19 protein-coding genes and 1 pseudogene are annotated in these 16,312 nt (G+C 46.8%); 6 read left to right on the plus strand and 14 right to left on the minus strand.

Annotation, left to right across the window (positions count from 1 at the left end):
* Nucleotides 1-232: 232 nt before the first annotated feature.
* The 8 genes and pseudogenes from ACWXW9_RS22720 to ACWXW9_RS22755 form a co-directional block, all read right to left on the minus strand.
* Nucleotides 233-1,732: a glycoside hydrolase family 68 protein gene (locus tag ACWXW9_RS22720; protein ID WP_494931283.1), complete on the minus strand. Its 1,500-nt coding sequence runs from the start codon at nucleotides 1,730-1,732 to the stop codon at nucleotides 233-235.
* 707 nt (nucleotides 1,733-2,439) lie between these two features.
* Nucleotides 2,440-3,954, minus strand: coding sequence for an MDR family MFS transporter (locus ACWXW9_RS22725; protein ID WP_494931284.1), 1,515 nt, complete (start codon nucleotides 3,952-3,954; stop codon nucleotides 2,440-2,442).
* A 171-nt stretch (nucleotides 3,955-4,125) separates the two neighbouring features.
* A pseudogene (locus ACWXW9_RS22730) lies at nucleotides 4,126-5,665 on the minus strand (ABC transporter ATP-binding protein).
* A gap of 56 nt (nucleotides 5,666-5,721) precedes the next feature.
* On the minus strand, nucleotides 5,722-6,309 hold the full coding sequence (locus ACWXW9_RS22735) for an ECF transporter S component (protein ID WP_494931285.1): 588 nt from the start codon (nucleotides 6,307-6,309) through the stop codon (nucleotides 5,722-5,724).
* Nucleotides 6,310-6,434: 125 nt separating this feature from the next.
* The gene (locus ACWXW9_RS22740) at nucleotides 6,435-7,193 is read right to left on the minus strand and encodes an energy-coupling factor transporter transmembrane component T family protein (RefSeq protein ID WP_494931286.1); all 759 of its coding nucleotides are present in this window, start codon (nucleotides 7,191-7,193) and stop codon (nucleotides 6,435-6,437) included.
* A complete protein-coding gene (locus ACWXW9_RS22745; RefSeq protein WP_494931287.1) occupies nucleotides 7,177-7,773 on the minus strand; it encodes a GNAT family N-acetyltransferase in 597 nt (198 codons plus the stop codon). The genes ACWXW9_RS22740 and ACWXW9_RS22745 overlap by 17 nt, the downstream gene beginning before the upstream one ends.
* A gap of 203 nt (nucleotides 7,774-7,976) precedes the next feature.
* Nucleotides 7,977-8,282 carry a hypothetical protein gene (locus ACWXW9_RS22750; protein WP_494931314.1) on the minus strand — a complete coding sequence of 102 codons (306 nt, stop codon included), beginning with the start codon at nucleotides 8,280-8,282 and terminating at the stop codon, nucleotides 7,977-7,979.
* A 46-nt stretch (nucleotides 8,283-8,328) separates the two neighbouring features.
* Nucleotides 8,329-8,487 carry a hypothetical protein gene (locus ACWXW9_RS22755; protein WP_494931288.1) on the minus strand — a complete coding sequence of 53 codons (159 nt, stop codon included), beginning with the start codon at nucleotides 8,485-8,487 and terminating at the stop codon, nucleotides 8,329-8,331.
* 223 nt (nucleotides 8,488-8,710) lie between these two features.
* On the opposite strand from ACWXW9_RS22755, the gene ACWXW9_RS22760 reads away from it, so the two are divergent.
* Nucleotides 8,711-9,190 (plus strand): GAF domain-containing protein, encoded by a 480-nt coding sequence (locus ACWXW9_RS22760; RefSeq protein WP_494931289.1) that lies wholly within the window; start codon nucleotides 8,711-8,713, stop codon nucleotides 9,188-9,190.
* An 89-nt stretch (nucleotides 9,191-9,279) separates the two neighbouring features.
* The gene (locus ACWXW9_RS22765; protein WP_044646143.1) at nucleotides 9,280-9,759 is read left to right on the plus strand and encodes a hypothetical protein; all 480 of its coding nucleotides are present in this window, start codon (nucleotides 9,280-9,282) and stop codon (nucleotides 9,757-9,759) included.
* Between the two features lie 256 nt (nucleotides 9,760-10,015).
* On the opposite strand, the gene ACWXW9_RS22770 is transcribed toward ACWXW9_RS22765, so the two are convergent.
* Nucleotides 10,016-10,222, minus strand: a complete 207-nt coding sequence (locus ACWXW9_RS22770; RefSeq protein ID WP_494931290.1) for a DUF1657 domain-containing protein — start codon at nucleotides 10,220-10,222, stop codon at nucleotides 10,016-10,018.
* 274 nt (nucleotides 10,223-10,496) lie between these two features.
* On the opposite strand from ACWXW9_RS22770, the gene ACWXW9_RS22775 reads away from it, so the two are divergent.
* The 4 genes from ACWXW9_RS22775 to spoVAE are packed head-to-tail and all read left to right on the plus strand — an operon-like array spanning nucleotide 10,497 to nucleotide 13,234.
* Nucleotides 10,497-11,357 (plus strand): DUF421 domain-containing protein, encoded by an 861-nt coding sequence (locus ACWXW9_RS22775; protein ID WP_494931315.1) that lies wholly within the window; start codon nucleotides 10,497-10,499, stop codon nucleotides 11,355-11,357.
* Between the two features lie 24 nt (nucleotides 11,358-11,381).
* Nucleotides 11,382-11,864: a stage V sporulation protein AC gene (spoVAC, locus tag ACWXW9_RS22780; protein ID WP_494931291.1), complete on the plus strand. Its 483-nt coding sequence runs from the start codon at nucleotides 11,382-11,384 to the stop codon at nucleotides 11,862-11,864.
* Nucleotide 11,865: 1 nt separating this feature from the next.
* The gene (spoVAD, locus tag ACWXW9_RS22785) at nucleotides 11,866-12,882 is read left to right on the plus strand and encodes a stage V sporulation protein AD (RefSeq protein ID WP_494931316.1); all 1,017 of its coding nucleotides are present in this window, start codon (nucleotides 11,866-11,868) and stop codon (nucleotides 12,880-12,882) included.
* A gap of 1 nt (nucleotide 12,883) precedes the next feature.
* The gene (spoVAE, locus tag ACWXW9_RS22790; protein WP_025715908.1) at nucleotides 12,884-13,234 is read left to right on the plus strand and encodes a stage V sporulation protein AE; all 351 of its coding nucleotides are present in this window, start codon (nucleotides 12,884-12,886) and stop codon (nucleotides 13,232-13,234) included.
* 29 nt (nucleotides 13,235-13,263) lie between these two features.
* Here spoVAE and ACWXW9_RS22795 read toward each other — a convergent pair whose 3' ends face one another.
* From ACWXW9_RS22795 to ACWXW9_RS22815, 5 genes are all read right to left on the minus strand, one after another.
* Nucleotides 13,264-14,244, minus strand: coding sequence for an aldo/keto reductase (locus tag ACWXW9_RS22795; RefSeq protein WP_494931292.1), 981 nt, complete (start codon nucleotides 14,242-14,244; stop codon nucleotides 13,264-13,266).
* Between the two features lie 129 nt (nucleotides 14,245-14,373).
* Nucleotides 14,374-14,508 carry an SDR family NAD(P)-dependent oxidoreductase gene (locus tag ACWXW9_RS22800; RefSeq protein WP_494931317.1) on the minus strand — a complete coding sequence of 45 codons (135 nt, stop codon included), beginning with the start codon at nucleotides 14,506-14,508 and terminating at the stop codon, nucleotides 14,374-14,376.
* Nucleotides 14,509-14,701: 193 nt separating this feature from the next.
* Complete coding sequence (locus tag ACWXW9_RS22805; protein WP_494931293.1) at nucleotides 14,702-15,073, minus strand: MerR family transcriptional regulator; 372 nt, start codon at nucleotides 15,071-15,073, stop codon at nucleotides 14,702-14,704.
* A 150-nt stretch (nucleotides 15,074-15,223) separates the two neighbouring features.
* Nucleotides 15,224-15,403, minus strand: coding sequence for an aspartyl-phosphate phosphatase Spo0E family protein (locus ACWXW9_RS22810; protein WP_494931294.1), 180 nt, complete (start codon nucleotides 15,401-15,403; stop codon nucleotides 15,224-15,226).
* Between the two features lie 279 nt (nucleotides 15,404-15,682).
* Nucleotides 15,683-16,195 carry a hypothetical protein gene (locus tag ACWXW9_RS22815; RefSeq protein WP_494931295.1) on the minus strand — a complete coding sequence of 171 codons (513 nt, stop codon included), beginning with the start codon at nucleotides 16,193-16,195 and terminating at the stop codon, nucleotides 15,683-15,685.
* Nucleotides 16,196-16,312: the final 117 nt, after the last annotated feature.

Consider the following 16,312-nt stretch of genomic DNA (forward strand, 5'->3'; position numbering starts at 1 on the left):
ATCCTCCCAACTCTCTTTGTCTGGATTGTCAGACGAGCATGCAGGAACGGTCGGTTCCCACCCTCTCACTGCACGATATGTATCGTCCGGTATGGGACGGCTCGGTAAATCAAATCTCAGTCCCCGATATCGTCCCACCGGACTTACTAAGTGAAGAAAAACGCCTATAGAGCGCCGAGTTTTCCTTCACTTTCTTTTTTTGCTGCACTCTCTCGCTTAAGCGAATACCTGCTTACTTCTTCCCATAGTCATAGGGTGGAACTTCCTTGTCGTCCGTTGGGTCAATCGTGATTTGCCCTTGCTCCAGAATTCTTTTCTTCACAACAGAAGTTTTGGAGCCTTTAATGTTCAGCAGGAAGCTTGGCGCAAAAGTGGATTTGTGATCCGCGAAAAGCCCCCGGTTTGTCATATAGCTGGTTACTACAACGTTATTTCCTTTGCCTTGCGGAATAGCAAAATGGGCATACGTCCAGGTAATATCATCACGATCCAGATTTTGGTGAAGAACGAGACCGGTTCCATTCAGGGGCTTATAAGGCCCTGTCAAAGAAGTCGATACGTAACCTAGCATGTAAATATCGTCGCTTCCAATGGCATCAACGGTAACTTTGGAACCTCTGGTGCTTGTAAACAAATACCACAAACCATTCATTTTGAAAACATTCGCCCGCTCAATCTCATCAGTTACCAGATTGGATGCAATTAGCGGGTCCATAACTTTTTTCAACGTATAGTCATTATTTAATTCCACGATTCCCAAAGCACCGTTCGCCACTTCGGCCCCGTTTTTCTTGGGACTTTGCTGCAGATTATGTAGCTCTTCCGTGAAAAATTTGTTATTCCCGCCATAATACGCAGATTTATAAAGGGAATCCTCTCCCTGGTAGCCCGTCTCTGTACCTGTGTTCGCTTCAAATATGATGTATTTCTTCCCTTGGTCCTCAATATAATGAGGGTCTCTGAATGTGTGGTTATCCAGGTTTACTCCCACGCTTTGCAGGACATTCTGATAAATTTTTCCGTCGCCACCATCGTAAATGGATTTGAGATCCTCTACACCGTCCACTTTTAAGCTTTCGTCATCGGGTTGAGAGAGATTAATTTGGGCCGTAGCCAAAGTTTGCTTGCCGTATAGTTTGTTTTCCGGCTCATAAGGCTGTCTGCTGGTATAGAATAAACGCACTTCTCCATCCGATGTTAAAGTAGCAGAACCGGACCATTCCTCCGCCTGATTTTTCAGGATCGGATCATTGGCTAGGATTTTATCGTTATCCTTAAATACTCTTCCGGCATTTTTCCAGCCTTCCAGCGAGGTATTGCCGGCTTTTTGATAGAACAGATAAATAAATGTATCCTCTGCTCTTTTAGGATCGCCCGCCAGCCCAAAAACAATATTGTACCCCTTGTAATTAGCTATCGTACCATCGGCATTTTGTAGCGGCCAAGTATCCCACACATCAAAATCAATGAGCTTGCCCAACCCGTCGCGGCCTTTTGCCGAAGGAATATTTTTGATGGTAGATGCATCAAAGGATGGCACTTCGAATTTTTCTTTGCCCTGCTGATTGAAAATGTTCAGCATATCATGACGTGTGATTTGAGTAAATCTGCTGTCTTCCTCGAGATCAGCACTGTCTTTTTCCTTCGCAAAAGCTTGAAAGCCGCCCCCTAACAGCAAGGTAGTTGCTACTGTTACGGTAGCTGCTTTTCTGAACCATTTGTTAAACTTCAAGTAAGCCATCTCCCTTTTCTGATTATTCTTCCCTGTATCAGATACCCAACTTTTATGTTGGTAGGGCCATTCTATATTTAATGCTTAACGATTGATATAGACTAGATATCCCCTTTTATTCAAGGCTAAAAGAAGGAGACACGTCGAACTCTATCCTCATATTTTCCTATTTAATTTCTGAAAATACCATTTCTTTCATTTCATTTACATTTAAATAAGTTCGTTCCTTGCTTTTTTTGCATATTCAATTTTGCTAGGTAGGTCGCTTCATTTTCCTTCAAAATCATTCAAAAACATTCATCAAAAAATCCATTTGCAAACGAATTCAGAAAAATGGTACTTTAGGGCCCCTTTATTTTTTGAGAAAAATATTAGATACATGTGTAATAAGACTATTCTACCATTAATTTACTTATGTAATTATTCACATACGGTATTTCTGACATAAAAAATACACTTCTGATGCTCATTAGCCCAACTATATAAACTGAACTTTCTGCTTATCTATGTGAGAAAAAAACTAAACCTATTAAACTATCAGGAAATGACGATTAAAAAAATAGCAGTAGCTCTGGACGCTATTTCCCTGTCCCAAGCTACCGCTATTTCCCTGTATATTCTGTATTTTCATACCGCTATACAAGCAATAAACATTCTGTTGGCAAGCGCCACATGTAACAAGGAAACGATCTACGATTCCTTTATTCCTATGCAGTTCCTTCCTGTGCCGCCTTTGCAGGCTTGCTTGCTTCTTCCTCCGTACCCGGTGGACGGTTCCGCAACCCGAGGACGACAAACCAACTAATGACTGCAATAACAACCATGATGATGAACAGGGAATGCAGACTGTTTTCCAGCACGGAACGGAGCAAGCCAGCGGTCTTGTGATTCAAACTTTGTGATGCATGAGGTGCAAGCAAACCGTTAATATCCTCCTGCGTAACCCCCTGCTGTGTAAGCTGTCCATCTGCTGTCTGGGCAGCAATGCGATAATTCAGCCATGAACCGAAGGCTGCCACACCAATGGTTTGCCCCAATGTTCGCAGGAACGTATTCAATGCTGTAGATGCACCACGCAACTGAAACCCGACCGAAGACTGGGCAATAATGGTAAACACGGTCATGGAGAAGCCAAAGCCCAATCCATACAATAATGTGGATAGGAACAGCAGCCCGATTGGCGCCGTTTCGCCCATCAGGGTCATCACGAAGGCACCCAGTACAATCAGGGTCAGTCCGACTAATGAGGTTCGACGCGAACCCAAAGTCAGCAAAATGCGTCCCCCGATCATGGAGCCGAACAGCCATCCTACTGACATCGGAGCCAGCGCCAGACCGGATGAAGCGGCATCTCCACCGTGTACGCCCTGAATCCAAAGCGGCAGGTAGCTGGTCAGCCCGATCAGCAGAGAACTGACCAGCAGTGCTGCGGCGCAGGAAAAAGCGATATCCCGTATCCGAAACAGCTTTAGTGGCACCATCGGTTCCTGAGCGCGTTTTTCGATAACCAAAAACAGAATCAGGAATAAAATAGCAACGGCTGCCAAGGCCAGGAGTTCAGGAGAAGCCCAACCGATATATTGTCCGCCCAGTGCCAATACGAGCAAAAGGGACGTCATTCCAATGGTAAAGGTAACAGCTCCCGGCACGTCGATGCGCGCGGTACGCTTGGCTACCTGCTCCCGCAGGTAACGAGCGATGAAGAACATTGCAAGCAGTCCAAAAGGGACGTTAAAACCGAAAATCCATTCCCAGCCAAAATAAGTGACCACGTAACCGCCCAGCAAAGGCCCGATCAGGGAAGAAATCCCCCATACCGAGCTGATCATTCCCTGAACTTTTCCGCGTTCCTCCATTTTGTATATATCTCCGATAATGGTAAAGGTAACGGGAATCACGCCGCCCGCTCCAATCCCTTGAATAGCCCGGTACAAAATAAGCTGCTCCATACTACCAGCCAGCATACAAAGCAAAGAACCGAGTACAAACAATGAACAGCCGATCAGAAAAATCGGTTTGCGACCAAATAAATCGCTAAGCTTGCCGAAAATAGGTGTAGTTACAGCCATCGTCAGCAAATAGGCCGTAAAAATCCAGCTGAGCAAATTCACGCTGCCCAGTTCACTAACAATAGTCGGTCCGGCAGGACCGATGACGGTTCCCTCAATCGCGGCCAGAAAGGTGGCCAACAGAACACCGGTCAGCACGAGTCCGCGCTTCATGGGTTTATCTTTTCCCAAGCAAATCACAAATCCTTTCCTTGTGTAAACTGGTTGCACCTATGCAATTCGATTGCACAGAATGGGTATTACCCGCACTGCATAATCGTAAACAGGCGGCCTATATAGGCCGCCTGTTTTATACGATGTATATATATTATTGTCTACACATACTTAAATTTTGTCAACTGTAATCGAATAGTAAATCACGGGCACTCTACGCTTCTTTGATCTGCCCCTTTTCCATGTACAGAATATGGCTGGAAAAGCTTTCAGCGAACTGCATATCGTGAGTGATGATCAGAAAGGCTGCTCCCTGGTCCGCTTGTTCAGCGCACATGCGAAGCAGGATGTTCGCTCCTTCATAATCCGTTCCAGCAGTAGGCTCATCCAAAATGTAAAGCTTTTTGGGCAGAATGAACTGCGCGGCTACGCTTAAGAGCCTTTTTTCACCGCCACTCAGCAGGTACGGAGAGGCATTCAGCCTGTGATCCAGTCGGGCGGCTGTCAGCAACCGCTGCGCCCGTTTCTCATACGCAGCAGGAATCGCCTCCCCAGCCCGTAATCCAAGCTTGACGCGAACGCTGTACAAGCATTCGTCCCACACCGTTGTAGCCGCAAACTGATGCTCCGGCTGCTGGAACACGTAGCCGATCCCGGCGGCCAGTTGATGGATCGGCAGCTTCGCCATATCCTGACCCTCCCACCACATGCACCCCTTAGGTGCAGGCAGGAGGCCCATCAGCAGCTTGCCGAGCGTTGTTTTGCCGGAGCCGTTCTCGCCCAGCAGGACGGCTCGTTCGCCGGGCGCAAGGGCAAGGCTCACGCCTGCCAGTGCTGCCCGGCCACTGCCGGGATAGGTGAAGGCCAGCCCCTTCACCTCCAGCAACGGCAGGCCGGGCTTCGCCCCCGGCCCTTGGGGCACGCCTCCCCTCCCTGCGGGAGAGGGCAGCAGCCCCAAGGCGGCAAGCTGCGCGCCATGCTCGCGCAGCAGCTTGTCGGGCGGGCCTTGCAGTTGCACAGCCCCGCCCTCCAGCACGATGACGCGCTGCGCTGCACGCGCGGCATCGTCCATGCGGCCGGACACGGTGACCACTGTCCGGCCTGCGGCATGGAGCCGCCGGCATAGCAGGGCGAAGTCGCTTTGGGCCGGCGGGTCCAGTTGCGCCGCTGCGTCGTCGAACACGACGAGCGGCGCTTCCAGCGCCAGCACCGCAGCGATAGCGGTGCGTTGGCGCTGGCCTCCCGAGAGGCGGCGCACGAAGGAGCCGCTCTCGGAGGCAAGGCCGACGGCCTCCAACGCAGCCGTCAGGCGCTGCGCTATTTCCGCCGGAGGCACGCGCAGGTTCTCCGGCCCAAAGGCAATCTCGTCTTCGACGATTCCCTGCACCAGTTGGGCATCCGGGTCCTGAAGCACGACGCCGACGGTGGAAGCGACAGCCGCCAGGTCAGCCGTGTCCGGGTCCATCCCGTACACGGTCAGCTCCCCAACCCGTTCTCCTTCACCGGAACGAGACAATCCGCCGTGGAGAAGCTGGCACAGCGTAGATTTTCCACTTCCGCTGGCCCCGACAATCGCAACATGCTCGCCTACCGCAATATCCAGCGTCAAGCCATGTAACGCGTGTTCCTCCTGATCATCATATCGATAGCCAAAATCCTTCATAGACACAGCTATTTTACATCCAGAACCATTATCGCTATGTTCATTCATAACCGAAATACCCTCTATCCCTGTTCTTGAAGAATACAGTCTCGCCATGGCAAGTGCTATGCACGCGAAGCACGACCCAGCTCAAAACGCTTTAACAGTCCTGTCCGATTTAATGCATCGCCCAACATCTTAGTAAGCAGACCGCACAATACGATACCGCTCAGGATGCGCACGACCAGTGCAATCGTTAGCACCTTCCAGCCCCAATGCATATATCCGAACATATTGGCTGCCACGATAAACCATAACGGCACCATAGCCCCGCCTGCCAGCATCAGCGAAACGGCATTCCAGCGTCGATAGCGCAGTACAGCAAATACCAGTTCAGCGGCAATCATATAGCAGACCGCAGCCGCGATGATAGATGCGATTCCGTAGACTGAACCCATAAAGGACTGCACCACTGCGCCTAATGAATAGGCAATTACCGCCGTCCCCGGCTTACGAATAATATAATAGGCCAGCAAACCATATATCATGTACAGGCCGACAATGGAGGAAGTCGCGATAGGCCCTCCCAGACTGTTTAATGTTTTGTTAATCATCGACAAATAAACGGTCATGACTCCATTCAGCGTTGCCAGCATCGCCATCAATACGATATCCAGCGTCGTAAACTTTGCAAAAATACGAGATTCCTTCATATGTAATTCCCTATCTCCTCTCCAAATATAAACTAGCACATTCTAAATGTATTCATACAAGTTCTTATTGTCAACCTATATTTATTTTTATGGTTGACAATAAGATCAAAAAAAGAGGCTGCTCCCTATAAGCTCCACCATAAAACAGCAGTACCTAATACAGCAACCACAGCACATACATAACCGGAGCGCCCCTTCTCCAGCGAACGGAGATAGGTACGATCAGCATAAGCACCAAAGCCTTTGCCCTCCATCGCCAGCGCCGTCTGCTGAACTCGCCTCACGGCATTCACCAGCATAGCACCGACATACCCGCCCCACCATAATAGCCGGTTCCGCAGCCCTCGCGGCGGTTCCTGTCCACGCACACGCCGTGCCGCCATTATAGTACGTCCTTCCTCTTCCAATAAGGGGAGAAACGTCAGCGCCACAGAAATACCGAACGCAAACCGATAAGGAACATGCAAACGCAGATTCAAAGCCTGTACAAAATCTCTGGGATCGGTTGTCGACAAATAAATATACGAGGCCAAAAACAGCACAAAAATGCGAAGCGTCAACGCCCCTGCAATATCCAGTCCTTCCGCTGTAATCCAAATCGGCCCCCAGGCTGCCACGATATGTCCTTCCCGAATCGCCAGAATAGATAATATAAAATACGGAATACCCAGACCAATCAGAAATGACATGGCCCGAAGCTGGCGTGCCAACGTTAAGCCTGCCCCAAACCAAGCCGCAATGATCAATACAACCAGCAGTGCCGCTTCATGCAGTGTTGAATCCCATGCCATCGACAACAGGCTAAAGCATCCCACCAGAATCAGTTTACTTAATGGCCCCAGCCTGTGCAGCGGGGACGCCCCTCCGTTATACTGAAACAGCATTTCGCTTCGCCTCCAGTCTGAGCCATTCTTCATGTAGCAAGGAGTACATCAGCATATCCTTAAAGCCTGTAGACGTATGCTGCACTTGCCGTAACAGCCCTTCCTGCGTCCAGCCCATAGAGGACAATAGAGCTTGCGATCCCGTATTTCGCGGGTCCACCAGCGCTTCCATCCGATTCAGCCGAATCGTGTCATACCCGAAAGACAGCACCAGCCGCAGCGCCTCCGACATATAGCCCTTTCTCCAATAGGGCTTAGCCAGCTCGTAGCCGATTTCGGCTTTGTAGGCTCCCTCGGTCTGCCAATAATTAAAGCCACAGCTGCCGATCAGCTTCCCGTCCTCCTTCAGCTCTATGCCCCAGCGCAACGCATCCTCCGTCCTCGCCAGCTCATTCAACAACTCGATCATATCCTCCGCATCCTCACGTCCGGACATCCCCGTCAGGTTCATATAACGGTGAACCTCCGGATCAGACCAGCAGGCAAACATCGTAGCCGCATCCCCGGTTTCCATCTTTCGGAGCCGAAGACGCGGGCTTTCCAGCGGTGGTATATGCCCCTTACATGCATATGCACACATGTTCAATCATCCTTCCAGCATCAAAGTGACAATAAATATACGCTACATTTAAGCATACCCCTTCAACAAACGCAAACACCCCCCTGCTCCACAAATGCGCCGATCCGGCATCCATGAGAAAAGGAGGGTATGTTTTGAGCCGCTCATTTCCAAGTAGTTAGGCAGACATGAATGATGACTATACTCTGCATTCCAATGCCACTTTAGGAGGAGGCACGAGAAGCCGCTCGGGCCGGTTTCTTCACAACATCCTTGTACAATACGCCCAGCATCGTCTGAATTTCTTTCAATTCTTCAATTCCTGCGCCTGTAATGCTGAACAAATCTTCATGCGGGGTCAGGAAGTTTTCCTGCGTCAGGTTCTCCAGCTCCTGCTTGACCTCACGTTCTCCTACGCGGTACCCGCGTTCTTCGAGTACAGGTTGAATATCTCTCACCGTCAAATCGTTTTGATGTGCATAGGAAAGCATCTGTATACGGATAAACAAATTTTGAACATCTGCATGCATGGTTGTAGCTCCTTCCCGGCTTGAGGCCAACATTGTTATATTGTTTTTACCCATAGGAAACAAGCCGGAAACAAATGAGTGCCAACCCTTTTGAATTGTAGGAACCAAGCAGCGAAGGCGATCCACTTTTCATAAAATGTACGACTACCGTCAGAATCAGACTGACCACCACCCCTGAGCTGATTGAACTATGTACCTTTTTCATACCTGACAACTCCTGTTCTTCTCCTGAAATTACGCTGTACAAAGATTAGAGTACGAAGGTCGCTGAAAAGGTTACAGATGTATTTTCCTCTTGACTGAATATATACAATCGTTATATCTTAAATTAATTAACCAATGGTAAAAGTAGCTTGCAGAATTACCTTTTTCTGCCCACATATACAACAGATAATGGTAAAAAATTCACTGATAGGAGCGTGGACTACATGTTTCAGGCTATCCCTTACGAAGGCACACGTCACGAACAATTTGAATCGGTTCTTGGACAACTCCGGGCACTCATTCATGATGAACCCAATACTATTGCAAACCTGGCGAACGCTTCTGCATTGCTTGGTCATTTTCTGCCGGATATTAACTGGAGCGGCTTCTATCTCTATGATGGAACCGAGCTTGTACTCGGTCCATTTCAGGGTCAGCCTGCGTGTATACGAATTCCGCTGGGACGCGGTGTATGCGGTACAGCCGCAGTAGAGCGACGGACCCTTGTCGTAGAAGATGTCCATGCGTTCCCGGGCCATATCGCCTGTGACGCGGCTTCCAACAGCGAAATCGTCATCCCCCTCATCAAGAACGGGGAACTGCTGGGAGTGCTGGACATTGACAGCCCGCTAAAAGCCCGCTTTGACCACGAAGATCGTGTATTCCTAGAGGAATTTACGGCTATTCTGGTAACCAGTTTGTAATCAAAATCCGCGTATAATCATCGTCTTCCTTCGCCACAATATATGAGGGTCTGGAACCCAAAACCATCCGGTGAAGGAGATTGATGACAATGTACAACAACACCATGGCTCCACAACAGCAGCTTCGTCAATGTGAACAAATTATGCAGCAATTGGTACAACAAACACAGCAAGGAACTGCCATGTATCAGCAGTTACTGCAACAGGAGCAACAAAATGCATCCAATCTAGAGGATCTGGTGCAACGTGAACGTAATGCAGCTCAAATGATCCAAACCGCAATCCAGCACCATCAACAAGCTGTGCAGCAATGCCAGCAAGTCATTCAATTGTGTAGTCAGTTGGAAAACACCATCCGCTCCAGCAGTCAGATGACTCAACCTGGCTTTGGCGATAACTACGCCTCCCGTAGTATGCAACCATCCTCCTATGGTATGGGAAGCCACATGAATCAAAGCTTTCCGCAACACATGGGTGCAACTGGGCAGCATTATGCAGGCAGCGGTAACATGCAACACTACGGTAACAACAGCCAGCAAGGCATGAGAGCGACACACAGCAGCATGTAAAACTGCTTTACACGCAAAAGGGATGAATACCAAGCCATTAAATTAGCTTGCTGTTCATCCCTTTTTATATTCTTTACAGCCTTTTCGCCAGTCTCTGTTAGCTTAATTCCCGCTTAGCCAGCCAAAGGCCGAACTTTCTCTTTATATTTCAACGATTGGTTCACCCACTTCATGTTTTTTAGGACAGAAGAACAGCCATGCTCTTATGAACATGGCTGTTGCTCTTATGAACATGGCTGTTTTTGTTTACTGGTTCTTAGAAACCTTTGTATTGTGGTTCTTCATTCTCTAACTGCTGTACTCGACCTTCGACCTGCTGCAGAACTTGTTGTGTTTGCTGAGCCGCGTTTGTAAAAAGAGTTTTTGCCTCTTGACTTTGGGTGCTCAAAGCGAATTGTTCTAAGCTAGCCTGAGCGCTTTTTAATGAAGCAACACACGTTTTGACATCAGAAGCTACGGTCATTTCGATTCACCTCCTTTAACGGATTAAAGGCGTAAGGAACGAAAATACTGCTATTCCTGCCGAGGTAACATATATAATGTATCCCTTTTTTTCGAAATCATACACGAAGAAAAGCGTTAAAAAGCCAAATCAAAAGGAAAGTGATCTGGAACAAATAGGTAAACATTTGCATTTCAATGAATAAAAAGACGAAAAACTGACGATCTTGCTTATATATGATTTACCATCAAGTGGAAACATGTACTTGGTACAAAGAATAAAGGGGGCTTAAATGATGCCAGATTGGTTAGTTATTTCATTACGGACATTGTTAGCGATTGTCGTACTTTTTATAATGACTAAGCTATTGGGAAAGAGACAGGTTTCCCAGTTATCCTTTTTTGAGTACATAACGGGGATCACGATCGGAAGCTTGGCAGCCTATACTTCATTAGAGATGGATCAAAAATGGCATTTAAGCGTCATTTCATTGTCTGTATGGGTAGGCGTCTCTTTAGGAATCGAATTTTTACAAATTAAGAGTAAAAAAGCAAGGGATTTTATCGATGGTAAACCAAGGGTCATAATTAAAGACGGGAAAATTCTGGAGGATAACCTTAAGAAGGAACGGCTTACCACCGACGAACTGATGGAACAGCTGCGAAAAAAAGATGTTTTCCTAGCGACGGATGTCGAATTTGCGATTATGGAACCGAATGGAGATATCAACGTCCTGCTAACGAAAGAAAATCAATCCCTAACACCCAAGCACCTAGGCATCAAAGTGGGGCCTGAAAAGGAGCCGCAGGTAGTCATTATGGATGGAAATGTCATGGATGAACCATTAGCTATGATGGGACTCAACCGGGGTTGGCTAGATACAGAACTCGAAAAGGTAGGCGTTGCAATTGAAAACGTGCTTCTTGGCCAGGTAGATACCTATGGCCAGCTTTATGTTGACTTATTTGACGATCAGATCAAAGTTCCTAAGCCTCAGAGTAAAGCTTCTTTGCTGTCGACTTTAAAAAAATGTGAAGCGGATCTTGAAATGTTCAGCCTATCCACAAAAGCGCCAAATGCAAAAAAAATGTATGAAGAATGTGCAAAAAAGCTGGAACGAGTCATTGAAGAAGTCAAACCGCTACTCATTCGTTAGATCAGATGATCAGGAGGATTAAAAATGAGCAATAACAAGATGAAAAAAGCAACGCCGGTCCAACAGGAGTATCAAAAACTCGCCAAGCAGCTTGAACCAAAACGGCCCTTATTCCAAAACTGCTGGCGTGCGTTTCTTGCCGGGGGGACGATTTGTGTGATTGGACAAGCAATTCAGGAAATGTTTGTTCATTGGGCCGGCTTTGATGAGAAAAAAGCAGCTAATCCCACTGTGGCCGTGTTAATTCTCATTTCCGTTATTTTAACGAGTCTCGGCTTATATGACAAATTCGCGCAATGGGCGGGTGCCGGTTCGGCTGTTCCCGTTACTGGTTTTGCAAATTCAATGGCATCCGCCGCTATTGAACATCGCAGTGAAGGATTTGTTTTAGGCGTCGGCGGAAAAATGTTTAAACTTGCAGGGTCGGTTATTGTTTTTGGAACTGTAGCGGCATTTTTCGTGGGTATCATCACGTTTGTGTTTAAGGGTACTGGAGGAGGACATTGATATGCTAAAAGGGCATCAAAGTTGGATCTTTGAAAATAAACCGGTGATTCGGGCTTCGGCTACCGTAGTTGGCCCGTTTGAAGGCAGGGGGCCCCTTGCCTCCGATTTTGACATCATACATGGTGACTCCATGCTGGAAGAAGAAAGCTGGGAAAAAGCTGAGAAAGTTTTGATCGAGCAAGCTGCAAAACTGGCGATTGAAAAAGCAGGGTTAACCAAGGAGCAAGTTCAGTTTCATATCGGCGGCGATTTGATGAATCAGATAATCAGCACCAGCTTTGCCGCTCGTACTCTGTCCATCCCCTATCTTGGCGTGTTCGGCGCCTGTTCAACCTCGATGGAAAGCTTGGCTCTTGCGTCCGCACTCGTCAATGGTGGAGCAGCGAAATTCATACTGGCAGGGACCTGCAGTCATAATTCGAGCGTAGAGAAGCAGTTCCGGTATCCGACAGAATACGGTTCGCAAAAGCCGCCAACTGCCCAATACACCGTCACCGGCGCCGGTGCAGCGATCGTTTCGCAGGAAGGGGAAGGACCTGTCGTCACGTCAGCGACAATTGGCCGAGTTATCGATATGGGGATTACGGATCCGTTTAATATGGGGGCGGCCATGGCACCTGCTGCGGTTGACACCATTCAAGCTCATTTTCGAGATTTACAAATCGAGCCCGGTTATTATGATCTGATCGTCACAGGCGATCTGGCCAAGGTAGGCTATGAGATTGCCTGCAAATTGTTTGAAAAACATAACATTCCGATTCATCAAACGGAGTATGCCGACTGTGGCATGATGATTTACGACTATGATACTCAGATGGTACAGGCGGGGGCAAGCGGTTGCGGCTGTTCGGCCGTTGTCACGTACGGTCATTTAATCAAACGTATGCGAATGGGAGAAATCAAACGCATGCTTGTTGTTGCTACAGGGGCGCTCTTATCGCCGCTTTCGTTTCAACAAGGAGAAAGTATTCCTTGTATCGCGCATGCTGTAGCGATCGAATCAGGAGGGGGAATCTGACATGATCTTTTTATGGGCCTTTCTTGTAGGGGGCGCAATTTGCGTCTTCGGACAGCTTTGTTTCGATGTGTTTAAACTGACTCCAGCCCATACCATGACGTTACTCGTCGTGCTGGGAGCAGTCGCGGATGGACTTGGCTTGTATGACCCGCTCGTTAGAATTGCCGGAGCCGGAGCTTCCGTTCCAATCACTAGTTTTGGAAACTCTCTGGTTCACGGCGCTTTGGAGGAATTACAGAAAGACGGATGGATCGGAGTCATTACCGGCATATTCAAGGTCACCAGCGCAGGTATTTCGGCAGCCATTATTTTCTCATTTTTGGCAGCCTTGCTGATTAAGCCAAAAGGTTAAGGATGCAATAGGCGTTAAGCATCATTAGATCACACAAAGCCCTTTACCTCATGAGGGATGTAGGGCTTTTCAAGCTGTTCGATTTCGTCAGGCGTCAATTTAATATCCAGCGCAGCGACTGCATCCGTCAAATGGTGCTCCTTTGTTGCTCCAATAATCGGAGCGGAGACAGGTTGCTTTTGCAGCACCCATGCTAACGCTACTTGAGCGCGAGAAACACCACGCTGTTCGGAAATTTCTTTAACAGCCTCGACGACCTTTCGATCTGTCTCAGCCGTTGCCTCATAAAGCGATTTGCCAAAGGCATCATTTTCGGAGCGTGTACTTGTCGTTTCCCAATCCCGGGTTAACCGACCTCGTGCCAGCGGACTCCATGGGATCACACCGATCTTCTCCTCAGCGCAGAAAGGAAGCATCTCTCTTTCCTCTTCCCGATACAGGAGATTCAGATAATTCTGCATACTCACAAAACGAGTCCACCCATGACGCTCGGCGGTGTACAGCGCTTTTTGAAATTGCCAGGTGTACATGGAGGAAGCCCCGATATATCGTGCTTTGCCTGCCTTTACTACATCATGAAGAGCTTCCATTGTCTCCTCAATCGGCGTGTTGTAATCCCAACGGTGAATTTGATACAGATCAATATAATCGGTACCGAGGCGACGCAGGCTATGATCTATTTCGGTCATAATGGCTTTGCGGGATAAACCTCCGGCGTTCTGCCCCTCACGCGTCGTCATAAATACTTTGGTGGCAATCACCACGTCATCGCGATTTGCATACTCTTTTAGAGCCTTACCAACGATTTCCTCGCTACTTCCACCTTGGTAAGCATTGGCTGTATCAAAAAAATTAATGCCCAGATCGAGAGCCTTTTTGATAAAGGGACGGCTTTGTTCTTCATTTAACGTCCACTTATGCACGCCGCGCTCAGGATCACCGTAACTCATACAGCCCAGAGCAATTCTGGATACATCCAATCCTGTATTTCCAAGTTTCACATAATCCATGCCTTGGCCTCCTTAAAAGCAAAATGAAGAATACCTACAAATTAAAGATATAGGTATTCTTTCAAAAAGTATATGATATTATTTTTTGAAATCAGCGTTGATCGTAGTTTCTTTCCACTCTTCAATACTTTAGAGCAGGTTCGTGAATTTATTGGTGACATTCATCAGGCCCCAGGAGTTAATTTCGAACATTTTACGTGTTTCTTCTTCCACACTTTCTTCAACAGAACTGAAGTAACCAATCCCCGCATTATTCACAAGCATATCAATCAATTCTGCCGAATTTCTCGATCGCTTTACTGACTGCGCTTGTAATTTGCTCTGGCTTGGTCACGTCCGAAACCTGTAGAGCTGCCTGTAATAAACCATACCTTCTCGTTTTGAGACAATTCAATCACTCCTTTAAGTTGATACTCTTATCCTACATCTTAAAGTAAGCTTCAAGCCAAATCGTCCCTTAAGAGAAGCCTTTTCCCATAACCACATGATCGTAAAAAGCTATCTTTTGAATGATTTTTTCTAAGTTATGCTGCGTTTGCGCCATATGTTCTTCTACCTTTTTCTTATGAGCTACGAGAAGATCTCTTCTTTCATGTACGGTGGCTTCGCCTTTTGCATTAAGCTCAAGGTATGCCTTAATCTCTTCAATCGTCATCCCCGTATCTTTCATAGCCATAACAAACCTTAACCAGTCAATTTGTTTTTCCGTATATACTCTTCTTCCACCCTCATCCCGCCCCACTTCAGGTAATATCCCCTCTTTTTCATAATAACGAAGTGTAGATGCAGGCAGTCCGCTCTTGATTTGAACTTCTCTGATGGAGTACATTCTCATTCCCCTCCTCGTTATTGTTGTACTTCTTAAAGTCAGCTTTAACTATAAGTATAAGTTTTCATAGAAAAGAGTGCAAAGTAATGAGAAATATACTAAAAAAGAGCGAGTGACCCACGAAGGTTTCTCGCCCCAGAGTCAATTACTTTAAGCCGGTGGCTTTTTGACTCGCCTATAAAATGTTCGATTGTATTGATTAATCAACTCATCCAGAATCATAGATTGATTGAGCACAAGTGCATCTTCTAATCCGTATTTCGCTTGCAGATCGTAGAGCTTTTGTCTTGCCTTCTCTAATCTTAGTTTCAAAAGTTCTTGTTTTTCCATCCTTTCCCCTCCTTATTTAACCTCATTTTGGAATATTATGACTATATTTGATGAAAGTTTAATTCAGAAATTCTGTTAATTTGCAACGAAAAAGACCAGCTCAGAGAGCTGATCTTTTCCGTCAAGACTAGAGAAGACGTATAGCCAATTTAATTAATCAGATCAAGTGAAGAAAAAATTAAAGCTTAATAACCCACTACAGCCAATTCATATACTGATAAACCATCTTTAAATTCCCTAGTAATTATAATTCTGTTTACCGCGCTTGTATCATGTTGATTACAGCTCACTTCTTGACGAAGCTAATTTACCGTACGCCTGACCTGACATTTTAGTGTTACTAGTGTTAAAAGTAGCATAAAACTCACCTGTAGACCAAGCCGAACTGCTTATCCAACTAAAAGTATCTCCAGGAGCTATCTTCACATCAGTTCCGCTCATAACCGAACCACTAGCTGATCCTTTGTGTACAGCGAATTTTATTGCTTCACTCCCTGTATTTCTTACCCACAATTTAACATAACCCAAACCTGCGGGAATAGAGAAATACGATACTGTTTGTTGACCAGACAATGTTGTATCGAACGCAGGCTGTGTAGATTGAGGAGTGATGACGTGATCATCTGCTTTTGGCGTATTTACATCACTCGATCCATTTGCAGGTTGAACTATTGCTCCTGGGTCTGCTGTAACTGATTTAACATCAGTAGCAGCTGAAGCAGAAACAGTTAATGGTAGTGCGACAGCTAAAGACAAAATGGCAAGAACAGAAATTTTTTTATTGTTTTTCATGATAATAGCCTGCCTTCTCTTTATTTATAAAACCTTCGCCACCACAACCAGATGCTTGAGCCATCGCTCAGAAGATCAAACAACTTCATTACGTCACATTATCAATCGGAAGATTCT

This window comes from Paenibacillus sp. LT-B23, assembly GCF_059417685.1.

Bases quoted from the DNA above. Each gene is read 5' to 3' on its own strand.
- ACWXW9_RS22725 (WP_494931284.1), bottom strand. From the start codon at position 3,954: ATGAAGCGCGGACTCGTGCTGACCGGTGTTCTGTTGGCCACCTTTCTG.
- ACWXW9_RS22735 (WP_494931285.1), bottom strand. From the start codon at position 6,309: ATGAAGGAATCTCGTATTTTTGCAAAGTTTACGACGCTGGATATCGTA.
- ACWXW9_RS22765 (WP_044646143.1), top strand. From the start codon at position 9,280: ATGTACAACAACACCATGGCTCCACAACAGCAGCTTCGTCAATGTGAA.
- ACWXW9_RS22775 (WP_494931315.1), top strand. From the start codon at position 10,497: ATGCCAGATTGGTTAGTTATTTCATTACGGACATTGTTAGCGATTGTC.
- ACWXW9_RS22800 (WP_494931317.1), bottom strand. From the start codon at position 14,508: ATGCTTGTGAATAATGCGGGGATTGGTTACTTCAGTTCTGTTGAAGAA.
- spoVAD (WP_494931316.1), top strand. From the start codon at position 11,866: ATGCTAAAAGGGCATCAAAGTTGGATCTTTGAAAATAAACCGGTGATT.
- spoVAE (WP_025715908.1), top strand. From the start codon at position 12,884: ATGATCTTTTTATGGGCCTTTCTTGTAGGGGGCGCAATTTGCGTCTTC.
- ACWXW9_RS22815 (WP_494931295.1), bottom strand. From the start codon at position 16,195: ATGAAAAACAATAAAAAAATTTCTGTTCTTGCCATTTTGTCTTTAGCT.
- ACWXW9_RS22805 (WP_494931293.1), bottom strand. From the start codon at position 15,073: ATGTACTCCATCAGAGAAGTTCAAATCAAGAGCGGACTGCCTGCATCT.
- ACWXW9_RS22795 (WP_494931292.1), bottom strand. From the start codon at position 14,244: ATGGATTATGTGAAACTTGGAAATACAGGATTGGATGTATCCAGAATT.
- ACWXW9_RS22760 (WP_494931289.1), top strand. From the start codon at position 8,711: ATGTTTCAGGCTATCCCTTACGAAGGCACACGTCACGAACAATTTGAA.
- ACWXW9_RS22755 (WP_494931288.1), bottom strand. From the start codon at position 8,487: ATGAAAAAGGTACATAGTTCAATCAGCTCAGGGGTGGTGGTCAGTCTG.
- ACWXW9_RS22810 (WP_494931294.1), bottom strand. From the start codon at position 15,403: ATGGAAAAACAAGAACTTTTGAAACTAAGATTAGAGAAGGCAAGACAA.
- spoVAC (WP_494931291.1), top strand. From the start codon at position 11,382: ATGAGCAATAACAAGATGAAAAAAGCAACGCCGGTCCAACAGGAGTAT.
- ACWXW9_RS22745 (WP_494931287.1), bottom strand. From the start codon at position 7,773: ATGTGTGCATATGCATGTAAGGGGCATATACCACCGCTGGAAAGCCCG.
- ACWXW9_RS22750 (WP_494931314.1), bottom strand. From the start codon at position 8,282: ATGCATGCAGATGTTCAAAATTTGTTTATCCGTATACAGATGCTTTCC.
- ACWXW9_RS22740 (WP_494931286.1), bottom strand. From the start codon at position 7,193: ATGCTGTTTCAGTATAACGGAGGGGCGTCCCCGCTGCACAGGCTGGGG.
- ACWXW9_RS22770 (WP_494931290.1), bottom strand. From the start codon at position 10,222: ATGACCGTAGCTTCTGATGTCAAAACGTGTGTTGCTTCATTAAAAAGC.